At 32.6% G+C, this 16775-nt stretch carries 15 protein-coding genes; 4 read left to right on the top strand and 11 right to left on the bottom strand.

Going from position 1 to position 16775, the window contains the following annotated elements:
* Window positions 1–159 precede the first annotated feature (159 nt).
* The 3 genes from BC962_RS08510 to BC962_RS08500 are packed head-to-tail and all read right to left on the bottom strand — an operon-like array spanning window position 160 to window position 4687.
* Window positions 160–2925: a T9SS type B sorting domain-containing protein gene (locus BC962_RS08510; RefSeq protein WP_121345571.1), complete on the bottom strand. Its 2766-nt coding sequence runs from the start codon at window positions 2923–2925 to the stop codon at window positions 160–162.
* Window positions 2926–2947: 22 nt separating this feature from the next.
* Window positions 2948–3784 (bottom strand): ABC transporter permease, encoded by an 837-nt coding sequence (locus tag BC962_RS08505; protein ID WP_121345570.1) that lies wholly within the window; start codon window positions 3782–3784, stop codon window positions 2948–2950.
* On the bottom strand, window positions 3785–4687 hold the full coding sequence (locus BC962_RS08500) for an ABC transporter ATP-binding protein (protein ID WP_121345569.1): 903 nt from the start codon (window positions 4685–4687) through the stop codon (window positions 3785–3787).
* A gap of 91 nt (window positions 4688–4778) precedes the next feature.
* Here BC962_RS08500 and BC962_RS08495 point away from each other — a divergent pair, with 91 nt between their 5' ends.
* Entirely contained in the window at window positions 4779–5843 is a 1065-nt protein-coding gene (locus BC962_RS08495; RefSeq protein ID WP_121345568.1) for a hypothetical protein, read from the top strand.
* On the opposite strand, the gene BC962_RS08490 is transcribed toward BC962_RS08495, so the two are convergent.
* The 6 genes from BC962_RS08490 to BC962_RS08465 form a co-directional block, all read right to left on the bottom strand.
* Window positions 5840–6898, bottom strand: a complete 1059-nt coding sequence (locus BC962_RS08490; protein ID WP_121345567.1) for a nucleoid-associated protein — start codon at window positions 6896–6898, stop codon at window positions 5840–5842. The genes BC962_RS08495 and BC962_RS08490 overlap by 4 nt on opposite strands.
* Window positions 6899–6999: 101 nt before the next feature.
* Window positions 7000–7506 carry an IS1096 element passenger TnpR family protein gene (locus BC962_RS08485; RefSeq protein ID WP_121345566.1) on the bottom strand — a complete coding sequence of 169 codons (507 nt, stop codon included), beginning with the start codon at window positions 7504–7506 and terminating at the stop codon, window positions 7000–7002.
* 25 nt (window positions 7507–7531) lie between these two features.
* Entirely contained in the window at window positions 7532–8557 is a 1026-nt protein-coding gene (locus BC962_RS08480; RefSeq protein WP_121345565.1) for a COX15/CtaA family protein, read from the bottom strand.
* 59 nt (window positions 8558–8616) lie between these two features.
* Window positions 8617–10047 carry a CCA tRNA nucleotidyltransferase gene (locus tag BC962_RS08475; protein WP_121345564.1) on the bottom strand — a complete coding sequence of 477 codons (1431 nt, stop codon included), beginning with the start codon at window positions 10045–10047 and terminating at the stop codon, window positions 8617–8619.
* A 3-nt stretch (window positions 10048–10050) separates the two neighbouring features.
* On the bottom strand, window positions 10051–10623 hold the full coding sequence (locus BC962_RS08470; protein WP_121345563.1) for an L-threonylcarbamoyladenylate synthase: 573 nt from the start codon (window positions 10621–10623) through the stop codon (window positions 10051–10053).
* Window positions 10613–11722, bottom strand: a complete 1110-nt coding sequence (locus BC962_RS08465; protein ID WP_121345562.1) for a glycosyltransferase family 4 protein — start codon at window positions 11720–11722, stop codon at window positions 10613–10615. Before BC962_RS08465 ends, BC962_RS08470 begins: the two co-directional genes overlap by 11 nt.
* Before the next feature lie 410 nt (window positions 11723–12132).
* Here BC962_RS08465 and BC962_RS08460 point away from each other — a divergent pair, with 410 nt between their 5' ends.
* The 3 genes from BC962_RS08460 (at window position 12133) to BC962_RS08450 (ending at window position 14587) form a co-directional block, all read left to right on the top strand.
* A complete protein-coding gene (locus tag BC962_RS08460) occupies window positions 12133–12918 on the top strand; it encodes a glycosyltransferase family 2 protein (protein WP_121345561.1) in 786 nt (261 codons plus the stop codon).
* Between the two features lie 3 nt (window positions 12919–12921).
* Entirely contained in the window at window positions 12922–13668 is a 747-nt protein-coding gene (locus tag BC962_RS08455) for a lipopolysaccharide kinase InaA family protein (protein WP_121345560.1), read from the top strand.
* Between the two features lie 73 nt (window positions 13669–13741).
* Window positions 13742–14587: a glycosyltransferase gene (locus BC962_RS08450; protein ID WP_121345559.1), complete on the top strand. Its 846-nt coding sequence runs from the start codon at window positions 13742–13744 to the stop codon at window positions 14585–14587.
* Between the two features lie 25 nt (window positions 14588–14612).
* On the opposite strand, the gene BC962_RS08445 is transcribed toward BC962_RS08450, so the two are convergent.
* On the bottom strand, window positions 14613–15698 hold the full coding sequence (locus tag BC962_RS08445; protein ID WP_121345558.1) for a CDP-glycerol glycerophosphotransferase family protein: 1086 nt from the start codon (window positions 15696–15698) through the stop codon (window positions 14613–14615).
* Window positions 15695–16756, bottom strand: a complete 1062-nt coding sequence (locus BC962_RS08440) for a glycosyltransferase family 9 protein (RefSeq protein WP_121345557.1) — start codon at window positions 16754–16756, stop codon at window positions 15695–15697. Before BC962_RS08440 ends, BC962_RS08445 begins: the two co-directional genes overlap by 4 nt.
* Window positions 16757–16775: the final 19 nt, after the last annotated feature.

Genomic DNA, 16775 nt, shown 5'->3' with positions numbered 1-16775 from the left:
TCTTGCCTATTCCATAAATGGCAGAACATGAAATTTCATAGGATAATTTGTTCAAAATTATGGTAATAGATATCCCACGAACAATTTTAATATTTATTAATCCGAGAACCATTTTTAATGAGAGCTTTAATTTTCATTAAAGTATAGAGTGAAGAATGTTTACCTCTTTAAGGTTAAATGATCACCAAATTCTTTTCCGTTAGATAATAAAATCTTAAACCAGTAATCATCACTCGGCATTTCATGTCCGTTAAAAGTACCATCCCAACCTTTACCATTAGGATCTAATTGCTTTAGTAATTTTCCATATCGATCGTAAATATAAATGCCAATTATTTGAAAATTGGGATCGCTAGATTTCTGTGGTTTCCAATGATCATGTATGCCATCATTATTAGGTGTGAAATAAGACGGGAAGCCAAAGGTGACTATTTCTTTCATACTTATATCGCAATCATTTTCTCCTTTTATATATATAATATGAGTTCCTCCCGGTACATCTCTAAAAACTGGATCGGTTTGGTATGGACCATTAATATCATCTAAAGCATATAGAACAGTTACATCTGTAATATTAGAAGTTACAGTAACTTGGCTGTTTACACCATTATTCTCTATTTGAACGTCTTGTATAATTGGACTTTCCTTATCTATTACATTAAATAATATAGTTCTCCCGCAACCTAAGTCTGGATCTTCTAATCTCAAACTATAAATCCCACCCTGTTCTACTAAAATTGTTGAGGTATTTTCTCCTGTACTCCATATAAAACTATAATCCTGTGGATTATTGAGAAGGATTTCTTCTCCTAATTTTATTGGAAATTGTGAAGTACATGCTTCAAATTCATAGCTCATTTCTGTTTTAGGGAAGGATGTTAACTGTAAATCTATTTGCCCAAACCCATAACATATATCATCACTATTCGCTCTTATATAAACTGTTTTTGGCGTTGAAATATAATTTTCGGGAAAGGGGTTCTCGCCAAGAGAGGCATCTGTCTCGTCTGCGTGAAAAGAAAGATTAATTGTGTTGTTTAAGGCTAATTCTGAAATTATAGCAGCTTCTATAGTTGCAAAATTAAATTCGGCAGTACCATCACCTAGATCACATCCACTCGCAGGGCTTGGATTGAGGTTAACGCTAGTTGTTGTTTTAAGTTTAATGCTGGTAATGTTGAAACATTCAGATCCAAAGCCAGTAACTTTTGCGTACAAAGTTTCGTTTGGCTGAGTGTTGCGATAAATATTATTTAATGCATTCTCATTTAAAGCATCATTCTGAGCGGCCTGTTGAGATACATAGAAAAATATTTGCAAAGAATTATTTCCAGATGTGAGATAATCTTTAGCTAGTTGTAAATTAAATTCAGTAATACCATCCGTAGGATTATTATCCTGAGTATCACACTGACTTAACTCAAAATCATTTGGCACTTGAGGAATCTCAACGATAGTGATCTCTTTGCAAACCGGGTCTAATGGAATTCCGTTAAAATTTTTGGTTAAGCTTACTGTATATACTCCTGCTTGAGAATAGGTATGGGTTGGGTTTTCTAAAGTAGATGTTGCACCGTCTCCAAATTCCCATGTAACCGTATCATAATCCTTATTCCCACTTATGGTAAATAATGTGGCATCTCTAAAACAAAGCTCCTCCACATCAAAGTCACTATTAAATAGGGATTGAACAAATGGAGGAAGTCCCAATTTTACATCTCTAGGAGAAATATCAAAACTATTATGTGTGTAATTACTGGCAGTTCCTAATTCCTCTGGATTGTTAATTACAGATAATTTTGAATGATGTTCTGCTCCAGCCCCCATTGGATAACCAGCTCTATAAATTTTACCATCTATAGCTAGTTGTAAAGCTCCAGCCACATTATTAGAGCTGTTTATAAGGGTTTTAGAGGCAAATACATTTGTACTATTAAGATCAAATTGATAAAGTTCTCCGCTTTGTAATCTATCCTCTTCATTAAAAGTATTTGCGGTTGCATACAATTTGGTAGATTCTGGTGAAAACTCAACCCCATAGGGATAAGTGTTCAATAGAATTAATTGCTCATTTGTTACTTTTCCGGTTAGGTCATCAAAATCATATAAAAAAACTTTACCATTACTTTTTGTTCCTCCACCAGATCTTGGGCTTCCTAAAGTTGTTCCGGCATAGGCAGCAGCCATTTTTTTTCCGTTAGGAGAAATTTTTAAATACCCTGCAGCCGTAACATTAATATCTAGGTCATTTATCAGCGGAGGGAAATTATTTGCAAGAGTAGAAATTATAGGGTTTGTATTTACTCCTGCTGCACTTACATTAAAGGAATAGAATTTATTTGTAAACTGTGTTACTACCCAGTAGGAAACACAATCTCCACTAATAACTGCCGAAATTTTCTCTGAACTTTTAAACTCATTTTCTAAGGAATTATTGGGGTTATAAGTTACTAAATGGATATTTTTTTTGCCTTCGATAATTGCCCCATTCCCATTGTTTAAAAACATATCTACTTCAGAATAATGAACCCCTTCTATGGGATTTGTCGCAAGCCTGAAATAATCTGGTTTATCTACAGTGAAGATATAATACCTGCCAGGAGTTGAGGGTCTTGGAACAACTATAGCAGATTGTGTACTGGAAACATTTCCTTTTAAACCAGTACCATTTTGCATTATGTTATGATTCCTGTCGTAAACAGTTATTCCCTCTGTGTAAAAAAGCAAATTTCCGTTTCTGTCTGAAATCGTCGTGGCTCCTTCAATTGTTTGAATTTTACCATCTTGCAATGCTACCGGCGAGCCAGAATTAAATGAGATCCCAGCGTGGTCACCAAAATACCAATTACCTGCTTCCTTTTGTGCTACTGCTTGTTGACAAAGAAGTAGCAGAAAAATGGTAACTATTGGAAATGGATGCCTCATATAAAACGGTATTTTTCAAGATCTATAAATCTCGCTTTTTTAGTAGGGCAAGGGATAAATATACGAAGATAACTGTCCAAATAATTACTATTAATAACTGATACCAATGCACTCCATAATCTTTATCTAATTCTTCCCCAATTTGTGTGGCAGCAGTTTTAATAAAATTTAATCTTGAAAATGGCTCTACCACGATATTGCTCATTGCGGTTAAAGGGAAGAATTGCATAATTTGTTCAGGAATATCACTATCTCTAAAGAATCTAAAATTTAAAACTCCATATAAGATATTCTCAAAAATCCACCAGATAAATAAAAATCCTAAGGCAAAAGCAGAGCGTTTAATTAAAATTCCAATGAACATACAGAATGTAAAAAATCCTAGAAGCTTAATAAAATAACCCATTATATATTCCATGTCTGAAAATACTATGGATAATTCTGTAAAGTCTGAAAATGAATAACCCAGTATTAGCGAAACAACCAATAGGAAAAAGGTTGAGATTACAGCAAATAAGAGAACGGTAATGAATTTTGATAAAACAAATTCTTTTTTACTTAAACCATCTATCAAGTTTTGCTTTAAGGTTCTATGGCTATATTCATTAGACATCATAGAAACAATAACAATTGCGAGAAAAAGCTTTAAAATAGCTGCTATATAGCTATTAAAGTGCCAAATAAAAGGGAAATTGAAGATCCCCTGATCTGCCAGTCTAAAATGTATAGGTCCTAGATCAAATTCAATAGAAGCGATCAATGCGATGAATGTAATTAAGATGAAATAGGTGCTAATAAGGATCTTGGCAGATCTATTATATCTTAATTTATGTAATTCTATATTTAATAATCGTAACATTTACTTGGCAGTTTCGTTGGTTAATTGTAAAAATTGTTCTTCCAGGCTTTCCTTTCTTTTTACCAAATAGGAAAGTATCATGCCTTTTTGATATAAATATGAGTTTAAATCATCTGCTCCCATAGGTTCTTCTAAAATTGCTGTTAAAAGATCTTCGTTTACAGTGATCTTCCCAATAGATGGATGTTCTTCTAGTATTTGCTGAAGTTTAACCAGATCATTTGATTTTAACTCGAAAAAGCCATTACTAGCGTTCATTTCATCAACTCTTCCGCTATATAATTTGATCCCTTTTCTAATGATCACTACGTGAGTACATACCTTTTCTACTTCATCTAATAAATGAGATGCTAGTAAGATAGTGGTTCCCATAGATGCGATCTTTCTAATGATCTCTCTAATTTGATGAATTCCTTGCGGGTCTAATCCGTTGGTAGGCTCATCTAAGATCAATATTTCAGGATCGTTTAATAGGGCAGAAGCGATCGCTAAACGCTGCTTCATCCCCAAAGAAAAAGTTTTAAATTTACTATCCTTTCGGTCTAACAATCCAACTATCTCTAGTTTTTCATCGATCTTATTTTTTGGAACCCCCTTTATTTTACATACCAAAGCAAGATTTTGGGAAGCGGTCATATATGGATAAAAATTAGGATGCTCAATGATGGCTCCTACTTTTTTTAATGCTTCATGTGTAGAATCTGATCCATCAAACCAATGAAAATCTCCACTAGTTTTATTAACTACATTTAGAACCATTCCTAAGGTTGTAGATTTCCCACTTCCATTTGGTCCTAAAATCCCATAAACATTTCCTTTCTTGATCGTAAAGGATAAATTATTTACCGCAGTTAAACTACCATATCTTTTGGTAAGCTGATTTATAGTAAGAATTGTTTCCAAATTATTCTGAATTTTTTAATAGGACGTCGAAGTTAACGTTTTGTTACTTCAGAAGTGAAACAGATACTGTATTTTTGAAAAAACCCTAAGAATGGAAGAAAATTTAATGTCCAGGAAAAAACCTTCCTTTCCTGTAAATGAACGTTTACATAAATATTTGGAAAAATATAACAGAGCTACAAAAATCCATGTTTTTTATGACGATTTGCTTAGATTCTCTGGTTCTATAGTTGTTTATGACCAAAATGATGAAGATACTCTTTGGGTGCGTTGCTACTATTCCGACAGCGAACGTTTAGAAATTGATGAATCTTTAAAGCAAATTTATACCATTTTGCACTCCGATGGAAGTGACGATTCTTTACCTTTTTTAAATATAGATGCAATAGATTATTGCACATTTGGAAATTCTAAACCTTTCAGAATTCGGGTAAGAAATACGCTAAACGATAGTTTTACATATTTCTATGTAAAGATAGCCGATGCTTCAAGAATTTATGGTTTAGAGTTCGAACATATTCTTTCACCAAACAGGATCAATTTTTTAGTTTATAAAGAGACCTTGATCGAAGAGCATATTGCTGGGATCCCTGGAGATGTTTTTATTCAGGATGAATTGCCACATTGTGATGATCGTGCCAAAACCCAAATAGCTAAACAGTTCGTGAAATTTAATGAGCGCTGCACCATTCGTTTGTTAGGCGATATGCGTTCTTATAATTATGTAGTGATCCCTACCCACGATTTTGATCATGTAGAATACACCATTCGAGCGATAGATTTCGATCAACAGAGTTATGAAGGTAATTTAAAAGTGTACCGTCCGCAGTTCTTTAAGGAGAATTTAAAAATGGTAGAATTGGTTACTCAAAAATTAGAGCATAGTTCTATAGAACAGTATAGAAAAGAAGAACGTTCGTTGCTAGCTAAGCGTATGATCAATGCGCAATCCCGATTTAAAGAATTGGTAAGATGTATGATCAATGATCATGTTTCTACTCCAGAAAACGTTAAGAGGCTTAGAAAAGACCTTTATTTGTTCACTAATGACATGAAGTTTAAGAGAGCCAAAACTATGGGTCAAATCTTAAGAACAGCATTGGAATTTGTAAAGAGAAATTACGAAAATGTAAATCTAAAGAAGAGAAGAGTTTAACTCTTTTCTTCTTTATTGAAATATACTAGGTAATAATACATTTGCTTTTCTTCATCCCAACCTTTCTCCACGAATTTTTGAGCAGATTCTGGATTGATAAAATCTAATTTAATCTGGATATTGGTATCCAAATTAATAGTGTTTTTAATAGATTTTCTAGCTGAAGTTACCGCTGCATTTGCAATTGGGAATTCTGTAAGATCTTCAATCTTATATTTTGGAGCTTTCTCTTGCTTGTAATTTTTAAATTCTGGAATAAGGTCTGGATTATCTATAACAGAACTCAAAAAGTTATTTTCTTCGAAAGAGTCATTTTTCGCGAAATAATCTACACTTCTGTTCATGAACATCACTTCTTCCTTTTTATCTTCTGCAGGAAGAACTACGTCTTTAGCGAAATTCTGACAGAATTTAAGGTATTTCTTAGTGTAGAAATTTTCATCTGCAAGTACATCTACTCCCAAGAAGTTTTCTAGCCAATATTTAGTGTCATATCTGTTAGAATCTACAGAAAGGATCTTGTAGCCTTCAGCTCTATTTTTATTGAAAATCAAGGCTCCCTTATCCATTTTCTGAAGATTGATCCCTTGCTGAATAACCATTTCTAACAAAGAACCTTTTTCCTGAAACTGTAGAAAATCATGTTTTAACTCAGATTTAAAGATCCCTATTGCCGAAACCTTTTCATTATCCAATAGCATGTTTTCAAAATAAACAACATACACTTCTCCACTTTTAATATGGGGATGAGATGATTGTTCAAATAACAAAGTGGTTATTTTCTTAGAAACTTCATGTACCGACTCTGGAGCATCAAAAATCTGATTTGCAAAATTATATAGCTCGTTAAACTCTAGATCTGTTTCGTGAGTAAATTGATAGTAATTCTCCTCTTTTTCTCTGAAGGATTTCAAGAAATATTCCTTGATCAAAGGAGCAATTTCATCATTAAGCTCAAAAGGAGCACCAGAAAGGAAAATATTTTCATTTCTACTTTTATTCCCAACTCTATGAATAGATAGGGATTCAATTTGAGCATTATATAGATTGATCATTTACTACTGAGATTTTAAATTAAGTGCTTTATTATCTAGCACGTTTTAAATAAAAGAATTTAATAGAAATTTGAATTTTAAGAAGAAAATTGAATGTCCCCTTAATTCCAAATATCGTCATAAGACAGGTCATCAAAATTATCCAGATCTAAATCTGAATCATCATCATCGTATTCATTTTTATCGGCTATAAATTCTTTATCTGGCGCATCTGTAGGTATTTGTCCATGTACATACATCAAGTTAGGATAGTCTCTGCCATCTTCGATTTCAGCAATATCGGCCAATTCAATAAGGAAGGTCCACATGCTTAGAAAATCGTAAACGTAGATCAGTTTTCTATGATTCTTTGAAACTACACTATCTAAAGTGGTTTCGTTCATCAATCTAACAGAGCCTAATTCTTCGCCAAGATCGAATTGAGATATTTCCTCGCCTTGATTCCATTCGTCATCACTTATATAAAAAGCGGCCATTTCATTTCCATCAAACCCAAAAGCATTCACTATAGAGTTATGAAAATCCTCCAACGTGTCTTCTTCTAAAATTTCAATATCTCTAAAAACGTCATCTTGCGCATCCAAAATAACTCTAAATCTATAAACCATTTTGATAATTTTTGTGGGGGCAAAGTTACAAACTTTTTATGCGAATAGGCGCACGCAAAGCTTCCAATAATATATAAAACTGCAGCCCAAATAATAAGCTTGCAATTACAAGATGTAAGGGTTGGGACAAAGCGGGAAAGTCGAAATTATACATTGCGATTCCGGTAATAACTTCTAATCCAATAATACCTAAAACCCAATTCACCTTATTAAACCCAAGATTCAGTTTCTTATTTTGCCACCAAATAAGTAGGTTCAAAATAACTACTAAAATAGAAAAAGATCTATGTATATAGAATATTACAGAAGGAGTAGCAAGCCATTCACTCGCCATATCATATCCAAGAAGTTTAATCTGTTCATCTACAAATTGTCTTACCTGTGTTCCAAGAATTATTTGGATTAGTGTGAAGATAACAGCAAAAAGACTTAGACTTCTGAAACTTTTTAATCCGATTTTAGTTGAAGAAATGGCTTTTGAAATTTGAAGCAGATATAAAATAAGTGCCACAATTACCAATGCCATTACCATGTGTATAGTGATCTTTACAGGAGATAATACAGAAAAAACGACCGTAGCTCCCAACCATCCTTGAAAACCCATAAGAAATACAGATAACCACGAGAGCAAGGTGATCTTCTTATTATCTCGCCAATATTTTAGAGATAAAAATGCCATGATCAGAACTGCAAGCCCCGCCAATGCCCCAAATAGCCTATTTATATATTCTATCCACGTATGCCAAGGATTAAAAATGGCATAATCGTGTTTGGTATATTTAACCCAATCTTGAGGATTGTATGTAGCGCCAGTTTTAAAATCTTGTGCTGCCGTCATTAGAGATTCGTCAACTATTATAACTTGTCCCTTTTTATAATTTCTATCTTCTTGAAATTGAATTTCAGTGATCTCAGTGGGAGGGATGTAATATCCAAAACATTTTGGCCAATCTGGGCAACCCATTCCAGAGCCCGTCATGCGTACAACAGCTCCAGCAATAATTACCAAATAAACTAGGATCAGCGATATTTTTACAAATTTTCTATACACCTTGTTTGAATTAAGCGCTAAAAGCTACTTATGAATATTTATATATTTTAGAACTGGTTTCATTCTGCACTTTTTAAACCAAGCTCTTTTCCTTTTTTGAACATATAAGCTTTTGCAGCTTCATATTCATTTGGGATTTCTCCTTCTAAAATTGCCTCTTTTATTGCTTCTTTAATAATTCCTATTTCTCTGGAAGGTTTCAAATTGAAAAAAGTCATGATCTCTTCCCCAGATACTGGAGGCTGGAAATTACGAATATGATCTTTTTCCTCAACCTCTTTTATCTTTTCACGAACCTTTTTAAAATTGTTATGATATTTTTTAAAACGCTTCGGATTTTTAGTGGTGATATCGGCTTCACAAAGAGTCATAAGATCTTCAATATCGTTTCCAGCATCAAACACCAATCTTCTTACTGCAGAATCGGTTACATTTTCGTCTGAAATAACAATGGGTCTAGAACTCATTAAAACTAGTTTTTGCACTAATTTCATCTTATCGTTCAATGGCATTTTCATCTGCTTAAAAAGCTTGTATACCATCTTAGAACCAACAAATTCGTGACCGTGGAAAGTCCACCCGATCTTTTTATGAAATTTCTTAGTAGGCGCCTTACCTATATCATGGAGCAATGCCGCCCAGCGTAACCAAAGATCATCTGTATTTTCTGAAATATTATCTACCACTTCCAGCGTATGCCAAAAATTGTCTTTATGCTTTTGGCCCTCAATTTCTTCTATTCCTTCTAAAGCTGTTAACTGCGGAAGGATTATAGGTAAAAGACCTGTTTTATGTAATAAAGCAAAGCCTATAGAGGGTTTTTCTGAAAGAAGAATCTTATTGATCTCGTCTATAATTCGCTCTTTTGAAATGATCTTGATTCTATCTTTATTCTCAGAAATTGAAGCTAAAGATCTCGGTTCAATTTTAAAATGAAGCTGAGTTGCAAATCGTATCGCTCTTAACATTCTAAGAGGATCATCAGAGTAGGTTATATCTGGATCTAAAGGAGTCTGAATTAGTTGTTGTTTTAGATCTTCCACCCCATTAAAAGGGTCTACTAAAGCTCCAAAATTTTCTTCTCCTAAATTTAATGCTAAGGCATTAATAGTGAAATCACGTCTTCTTTGATCGTCTTCAAGACTTCCATCTTCTACAACTGGATTTCTACTATCTTCATTATAGCTTTCTTTCCTAGCACCTACGAACTCGATCTCTAGATCGTATGCCCTAAGCATCGCAGTACCGTAGGTTTTAAAGATTTGTACTTTGGGAGTATTAGGCAGTAATTTAGATACTTCGGTAGCTAAGTCTATTCCGCTTCCAACAGCAACGATGTCTATATCTTTAGGTTCTCCGCGGTCAAGCAGAAAATCTCTTACAAATCCTCCTATTACATAACTTTCCAAATTTAAATTCTCTGCTGCTTGAGAGATGATCTTGAAAATGGGATGTTTTAAAGCTGACTTGTAGTTCGTGTCTTTAGGCATATCTTATTGTCGAATCACTTTAACGCTTCCATCTTTACCAATTTTGATAATAGAAGAAGGTTGGTCTGATATTTTTGAATGCTGCAAATTTACTATATAGTCTACACCTTTTAAAATTTCCGGGCTTATTTGAGAGAAAGATTTTGGGGTTGGCTCTCCACTAATATTTGCAGAGGTAGATACTAAAGCTTTTCTAAATTTATAGATCAGTGGTTCACAAAATTTATCATCTACTACGCGAATAGCAAGCGTTTCATCTTCAGCTATTAAATTATTAGCAACTTTTATAGGATCATCGTAAATAATGGTGGTAGGTTTAACAGCATAATCTATTAGATCGTAAGCGATATTTGGAATTTTATTTACATACTGTTCTAACATCTTTACAGAGTTAACCAAACAGATCATCGCTTTTTTCTCTTCCCTTTTTTTAAGTTTATAAACTTTTGCAACTGCCTCAGGGTTTGTGGCATCACAACCAATGCCCCAAACTGTATCTGTTGGATATAAAATTATTCCACCTTTCTTTAAAACCTCAAGAGTGTTTTCTATTTCTTGTTTTATGTTATTTTCCATGGAGAACCAATTTATATTCTTGTAATGTTTTTTTTGCCATCATTTCTGTGGTATATTTTTCGCGAACCTCATTGTAAGAGATATTCACAAATCTTTCTTTTAATTCTGAATTTTCTAATAATAGAACTACATGATCTGCCAGTTTCATGAAGTCCTCAGCGGTAGCCAGTAAACCATTTGTTTCATGCTCTATAATTTCTGAAATTCCTCCAACATTTGTACTTACAACCGGTACTTTGTTTAAGAACGATTCATAAATAAACTGTGGCACCCCTTCGCTTTTAGATGTGACTAGAGATATGTCGAACTGGAGTATTAACCTAGAAGCATTTGGAATAACATTCGTTAAAGTGATATGTTCTGATAAATTAAACTTTTCTATTTTTTTAATAAGATCTGGAGTTTCTGTAGTGTAATTCCCGATCTGAATAAAATGTAGGTTTTTAATTCCTCTCTCGTTTATCAGATTATTAGCAACATTAATAAAAGTGTCTAGATCTTTTGGCCAATTATGATTTGCAATATTTCCAATGATCTTTTTTAAAGGTTCAATTTCATATTGATCTCTTATATTAATAGCTTCAGTAGAACACGAGCCATTCACTTTTGTTCCATGATATATAGAAACTAATTTACTGGGATCATTTACGTTTGTTGCAGTTATCGCTTTGGTAGCTTCAGAAACACAAAGAATTTTTTTTATTTTTTTATAATTGTATTTATAAAGTGTTTGTTTTCTAGATCTTATTGGGAATGTTGTTTTTTTGCTGAAAACAAACGGAGGTAAATTATATAAATGATCTGCCATAATGCATAGTGTTAGGGCAGTACTATCGTGAATATGTATAAGATCTATATGTTGTTTTCTACAAATAGAGATTAATTTAAAACAGAATCTTAGATCCATTTTAAAATCTATACTAACCGTTTCAAAGGAGATTTTGGAATTTTGAAGTTTCTTATGAAACAGTCCGTTTTTTAAACATAAAACGCTGTTTTGCGTAGACGGAGATATTTGATGGAGTTCATTGCAAAGGTTCTCGATATGGTTCTCTCCACCTCCCCAACTTTTAACGGCCGAAACATGTAAGATATTCATGAATGAGAGCTTAAAAAATGCAAGATGAATTTCATTTAAATTTAATCTTCAAAAATCTATTTGACCTGTTAAATTGCGACACTTCAAAATTACATATTTTTATCTCATTAAAGAATTAGTAAGCGCATCTCTTAATTTTGGTAGTGGGTATTTATGAAAATTGATGTTTTAGACAATTCTCAAATGGATTGTTTATACTTATTTTATCTTTGCGCTTAATTAAAAATAAGATATGCCGGCATTTCTCGTTTCTAATGCTCGAAGTTTATAGGGTATTATGTGTAAATTCATCTGTTTAATTGCCTAGATAAATTATCAAATGAATATAGTTTTAGAGATATGCGATTGCAAATAATTTCCCCATCTGTTTACAAAAAGCAGGAATTGGAATATAGAAATTTAAAGGTATTATGAAAACAGCCCTATTGATCTCAACCTATAATTGGCCAGAAGCTTTGGAGCTGGTGCTTAATAGTGTTTTAGAACAATCTCAATTTCCAGATGAAATTTTAATTGCCGATGATGGTTCTAAGAATGAGACTAAATTATTGATAGATTCCTTCCGGTCAAAAAGCAGTATTTCTATTTTGCATGTATGGCAAAAAGATGAGGGTTTTAGAAAATCTCATATTTTGAATAAAACCATTTCTAAGAGTAAAGCAGATTATATTATTCAGATCGATGGAGATTGCATACTACATAAAGATTTTGTGAAAGATCATATAAGTAGGGCAGAAGAAGGGGTGTTTCTATATGGCTCTCGTGTAAATATTAAAAAGGCCGCGCTTTCTACTATTTTTGAAAATAAGATCTATCAATTTCCATTTTTATCAATGCTCATTAAAAAAAGAACTCGAAATTTAAGGATTCCTTTTCTTAGAGATAGATATAAATCTAGTCCATTATTCTCTACTAAGGTGAGAGGTTGTAATATATCTTATTGGAAAAAGGACTTTTTAGAAGTGAATGGGTATAATGAGAATATGGAAGGCTGGGGAAGAGAAGATTCAGAGTTGATTTTAAGAAAATTAAATAATGGTGTTTTAGGTAAAAGATTGAGATATGGTGGGATTCTCTATCATATTTATCATTTCCAAGCATCCCTGAGTAATTTTGAAGAGAATGATAAGATTGAGCAGAAAACAATACATGAAAATGTGGTGTGGTGTGAAAATGGCGTATCCAAATACCTTTAAAAAATGAAGATCCATATTTCTGAAAAATATAAAGTAAATAAAGAAGAGATTTCCCATTTAATTAGGTCTTTTGAAAACACTGGCGAAGCAATTACGCCTGGGGTGCGTAACCAGATAAAAATCTTTCAACTTGCAAGTCAAAAAATAAATATTAAATCCTTTAAAGTCCCGAATTTTATTAATCAGGTGGCATATAAGTTTTTCAGGAAGTCTAAGGCAGAACGCTCTTTTAATTATGCCCAACATTTAATAGCAAACCAAATAGGAACGCCACATCCTATTGCATATGCTGTAAATAATACTTCTCTCCTTTTTAAGGATAGCTATTATATTAGTGAGCATTTGCCATATGATCTTACGTTTCGAGAACTGGTAAAAGATCCTGCATATCCAGCACACGAGCAAATTTTAAGAGCATTTACTCGCTTTACATACGAATTACACGAAAAACAAATAGAATTTTTAGATCATTCTCCTGGAAATACACTTATACAACTTAATAAAGATTACGATTTTTTTCTAGTAGATCTAAACAGGATGAACTTTAAAAAAATGAATTTTGAAGACCGTATGAAAAACTTTTCTCGTTTAACTCCTAAAAGGGAAATGGTGGAGATTATGGCAGACGAATATTCCAAATTAATTAAGAAGGATGGCAATGAGGTATTTGAGAAAATGTGGTTTTATACTAATAAATTTCAAGAGGCTCACCTTAGGAAAAAAAAGTTAAAGGAAAAATTCAAAATATAGTCCTAACAGAAGCTAGTTTCAAGAAGATCTTTATAAAATAATTATCAATCAGAATCGATTTTAATCAATACTTATGTTTCAACATTATATTCTTACCCGTTTTAATTTAAGAGCAGAACATTGGACTACTACAAAAAATAATGAAAAGGTGCTTACAGAAGAATGGTTAGAAGAGCGCTTCGATCTATTTGAGAATTATTGTTTTAGTTCAGTTAAGAGTCAAACCAATCAAAATTTTAAATGGTTAGTCTTTTTTGATGTTAATACTCCAGAATTTTACAAGCAAAAAGTTGAAGAATATAGGAAGTCTTATGAGAATTTTCATCCGTTCTTTATAGATGGGATGCCTAACTTCTTGCCCGAGATCGTTAAAAATATAAAAGAATTAGATTCGGAAAAATATATTATCACCTCTAGATTAGATAATGATGATTGTATCCATGAAAATTATACCGAGGTTATTCAAAGTTATTTTTCACAACAGGATCATCATGCCTTAGATGTAATAGATGGTTATACTTTGGAAACAGGGAAAAACACTCGGTTAGGTGTTCTTATGAAACTCAATAATCCCTTCATGAGTCTAATTGAAAAGAAAGGAGATTTTAAAACGGTTTGGTTTAGAGAACGTCATGGGTCTTGGAAGTATGAGAAAAACATGACCAAGATCAAGAATAAGAGACTTTGGTTAAGTATCATTCATTCCAAAAATAAGGTAAATAGATTTTCTGGTTATGGGAATGTGAATCCTAAAAAACTTTATGAATTCCATATTTCAAAAACCCGTACCGCAGAGATCATGGAAAGTTTAGTGGACTTTAACTCTTGGAGATTTTTAAGCTTTAAGAATAGATTGAAATATACTTCTAAGCGACACTACAAGGATTTTAAAACATTTATAGGGCTTTATAAAAAGTAAGTTTTTTAGTTTTAAGAAACACTTTTTATACTGATTTTTTAATAGTATATTTTTGTAAATAGGTTTTAAAGGTAAAATAGCCTAGTCTTTTTCTAAGCTTAAATTTTCGGATTAAATTTAGAGGCTTATTCTTTAATTGAGAATTATCTTGATGTAATACCTCAATGCTAGCTTTAATAACACGTTCACTAGATTTCCCATCATTATAAGGATGAAGATCTAAAATGAATTTTTCAATATTAGCTAATAGAATAGTAGATGGGTTGAGGGATTGCTTTAGTGCACTTTCTATATGTTCTACTTCATGAACGTTTATTAAATAATCATATAAAAAGGTGTGATTAAATGCAACTACGGGCTTTTTCTGAAGTAAAAATTCTTGAATTGTGGAAGTAGTATCAGCAAAAAGGACATCACACTTTTTAAAGATTGGTATTAGATCTGTAGTATCATAAAAAGTGAAATTTTTATTTTCTAAGGATTTCCATTTATCTACAATATGGGAAGGTATTTTGGGATGAAGCACCATTTTAAAAGTAAATTCTCCTGTTTCGGATAATCTTTTTATTTCCTCAAAAACATTGTCGTTATAAGCAAGGCTCAATCGTTCAGTAAATGTGGAAGCTATCATTATGGTAGGTTTTGTTCCTTCCTTTTCATCCTTAATTGGAAATAAGGGATCTACTTTAGACCATCCCGTTTCAACTACCTTAAAATGCTTATATTTTTCCTCTAATTTTTTAAAGACACTTGTAGTACTAGGACCTTGAGTGCAATAGAGATCAAAATAACCACGTATATTAAATTCACTAAATAAATGTTTTTTCGAAGGCCTTTTCTTAGCTAAAAACCCATGAAATACCTGCACTTTTAATCCTGAGATAAAATCTGCAACCTCATTGGTAATAGTCAAAACAATATGCGGCTCATAATCTATTAACCCAGCCACATCGTTTATTAAAGTTCCTTGTTCAGGGAAAAAGGTTTTTGGTGGCTCTAGCTCAGAAAACCATTTTACTTCATGTCCTTGCCTTAAAATTTCTTTTTGTAGTGGAGCCCCAATTGGTAATGCGTATGTATGACTTATATAAATTAAAAAGCGATAATTCATTTACTATTAGCGTTTATGAAATTTAGCAATTTCTCTTCAAAATAGGAAGGCTTAAACAAATCATATAGTTCTTTTGACTTCTGTTTTACTTCTCTAGTGGAATATTTAGTAAACAACTCTGGGTGATAATCTTTTATATGAACAGATACATTTGTTGTTCCATTTTCATACATGCTCCAATTCTCTTTAGGTACTCCTGGCGAGAATATAGCAAAAGTTGGAACATCTAAAGCTTTAGCCATATTTACAGCTCCCCCTTCATTTCCAATTAGTGCATCGCAATGAGATGTTAGTGCCATAAATTCTCTAAGATCTTGCCTAAAAATATTTATAAAGATCGATTTTTGGGTGTGAGCATTACAAAGCTCATAAATTTTTAAAGCATCACTTTTTTGACTTGGAATGTAATTAAAAAGAAGCTGAGCATTGGTGTTGGCAACAATAAGATCTAAAATTTCAGCTAAATAATTAAACGGAAAGGTTTTAGATTCTTTACTTCCTAAAACTGAAACCATATAAAGCGTTTTACTACTAATAATTCCAGCAGATTCTAAGTACTCTTTCGCTTTAAGCTTTTCCTTAGCTGTAAGATAAATTTTAGGTTTAATTTCCTTTGGGATGTTTTTTAAAATTGGTTTTAATAGCCGCAGTCGTTTCTCTATTGCTGGTCCCGCATTAGTTTCGGGTATAATGTTTCTACTGAAATGATGGGTATAAAAAGCTTTGGTATACCACTTATTAAAGGATACTCGCACCTCTGCCTTAGAATATTTAGATGCCACAGCCGATCCTAATTTAGCATAGACGTCAATCACCGCATCATATTGCTCATTTCTAATCTCTTTGAGAAAACAAGAGAATTGTATTAGCTTTTTAAATTTAAAATCGAAATGTAGGATCTTGTCTATAAAAGGATTATGCTCAAGAACCGGAGTGGTATGAGCATAAACCAAATAATGTAATTGCGCATTCGGATATTCTTTTCTTAGTGCCTCAAAGAGAATGGAAGATGTTAACACATCACCAATCATTTTTTGTTGAATCACTAATATTTTCATTGCGCAATCATTTTTTATT

Origin of the sequence: Gillisia mitskevichiae, from assembly GCF_003634585.1 — a bacterium.
Classification (GTDB): Bacteria; Bacteroidota; Bacteroidia; order Flavobacteriales; family Flavobacteriaceae; genus Gillisia; species Gillisia mitskevichiae.
Note: the sequence above shows the minus strand (reverse complement) of the source record. Positions and strands in the feature narration are given on the sequence as shown.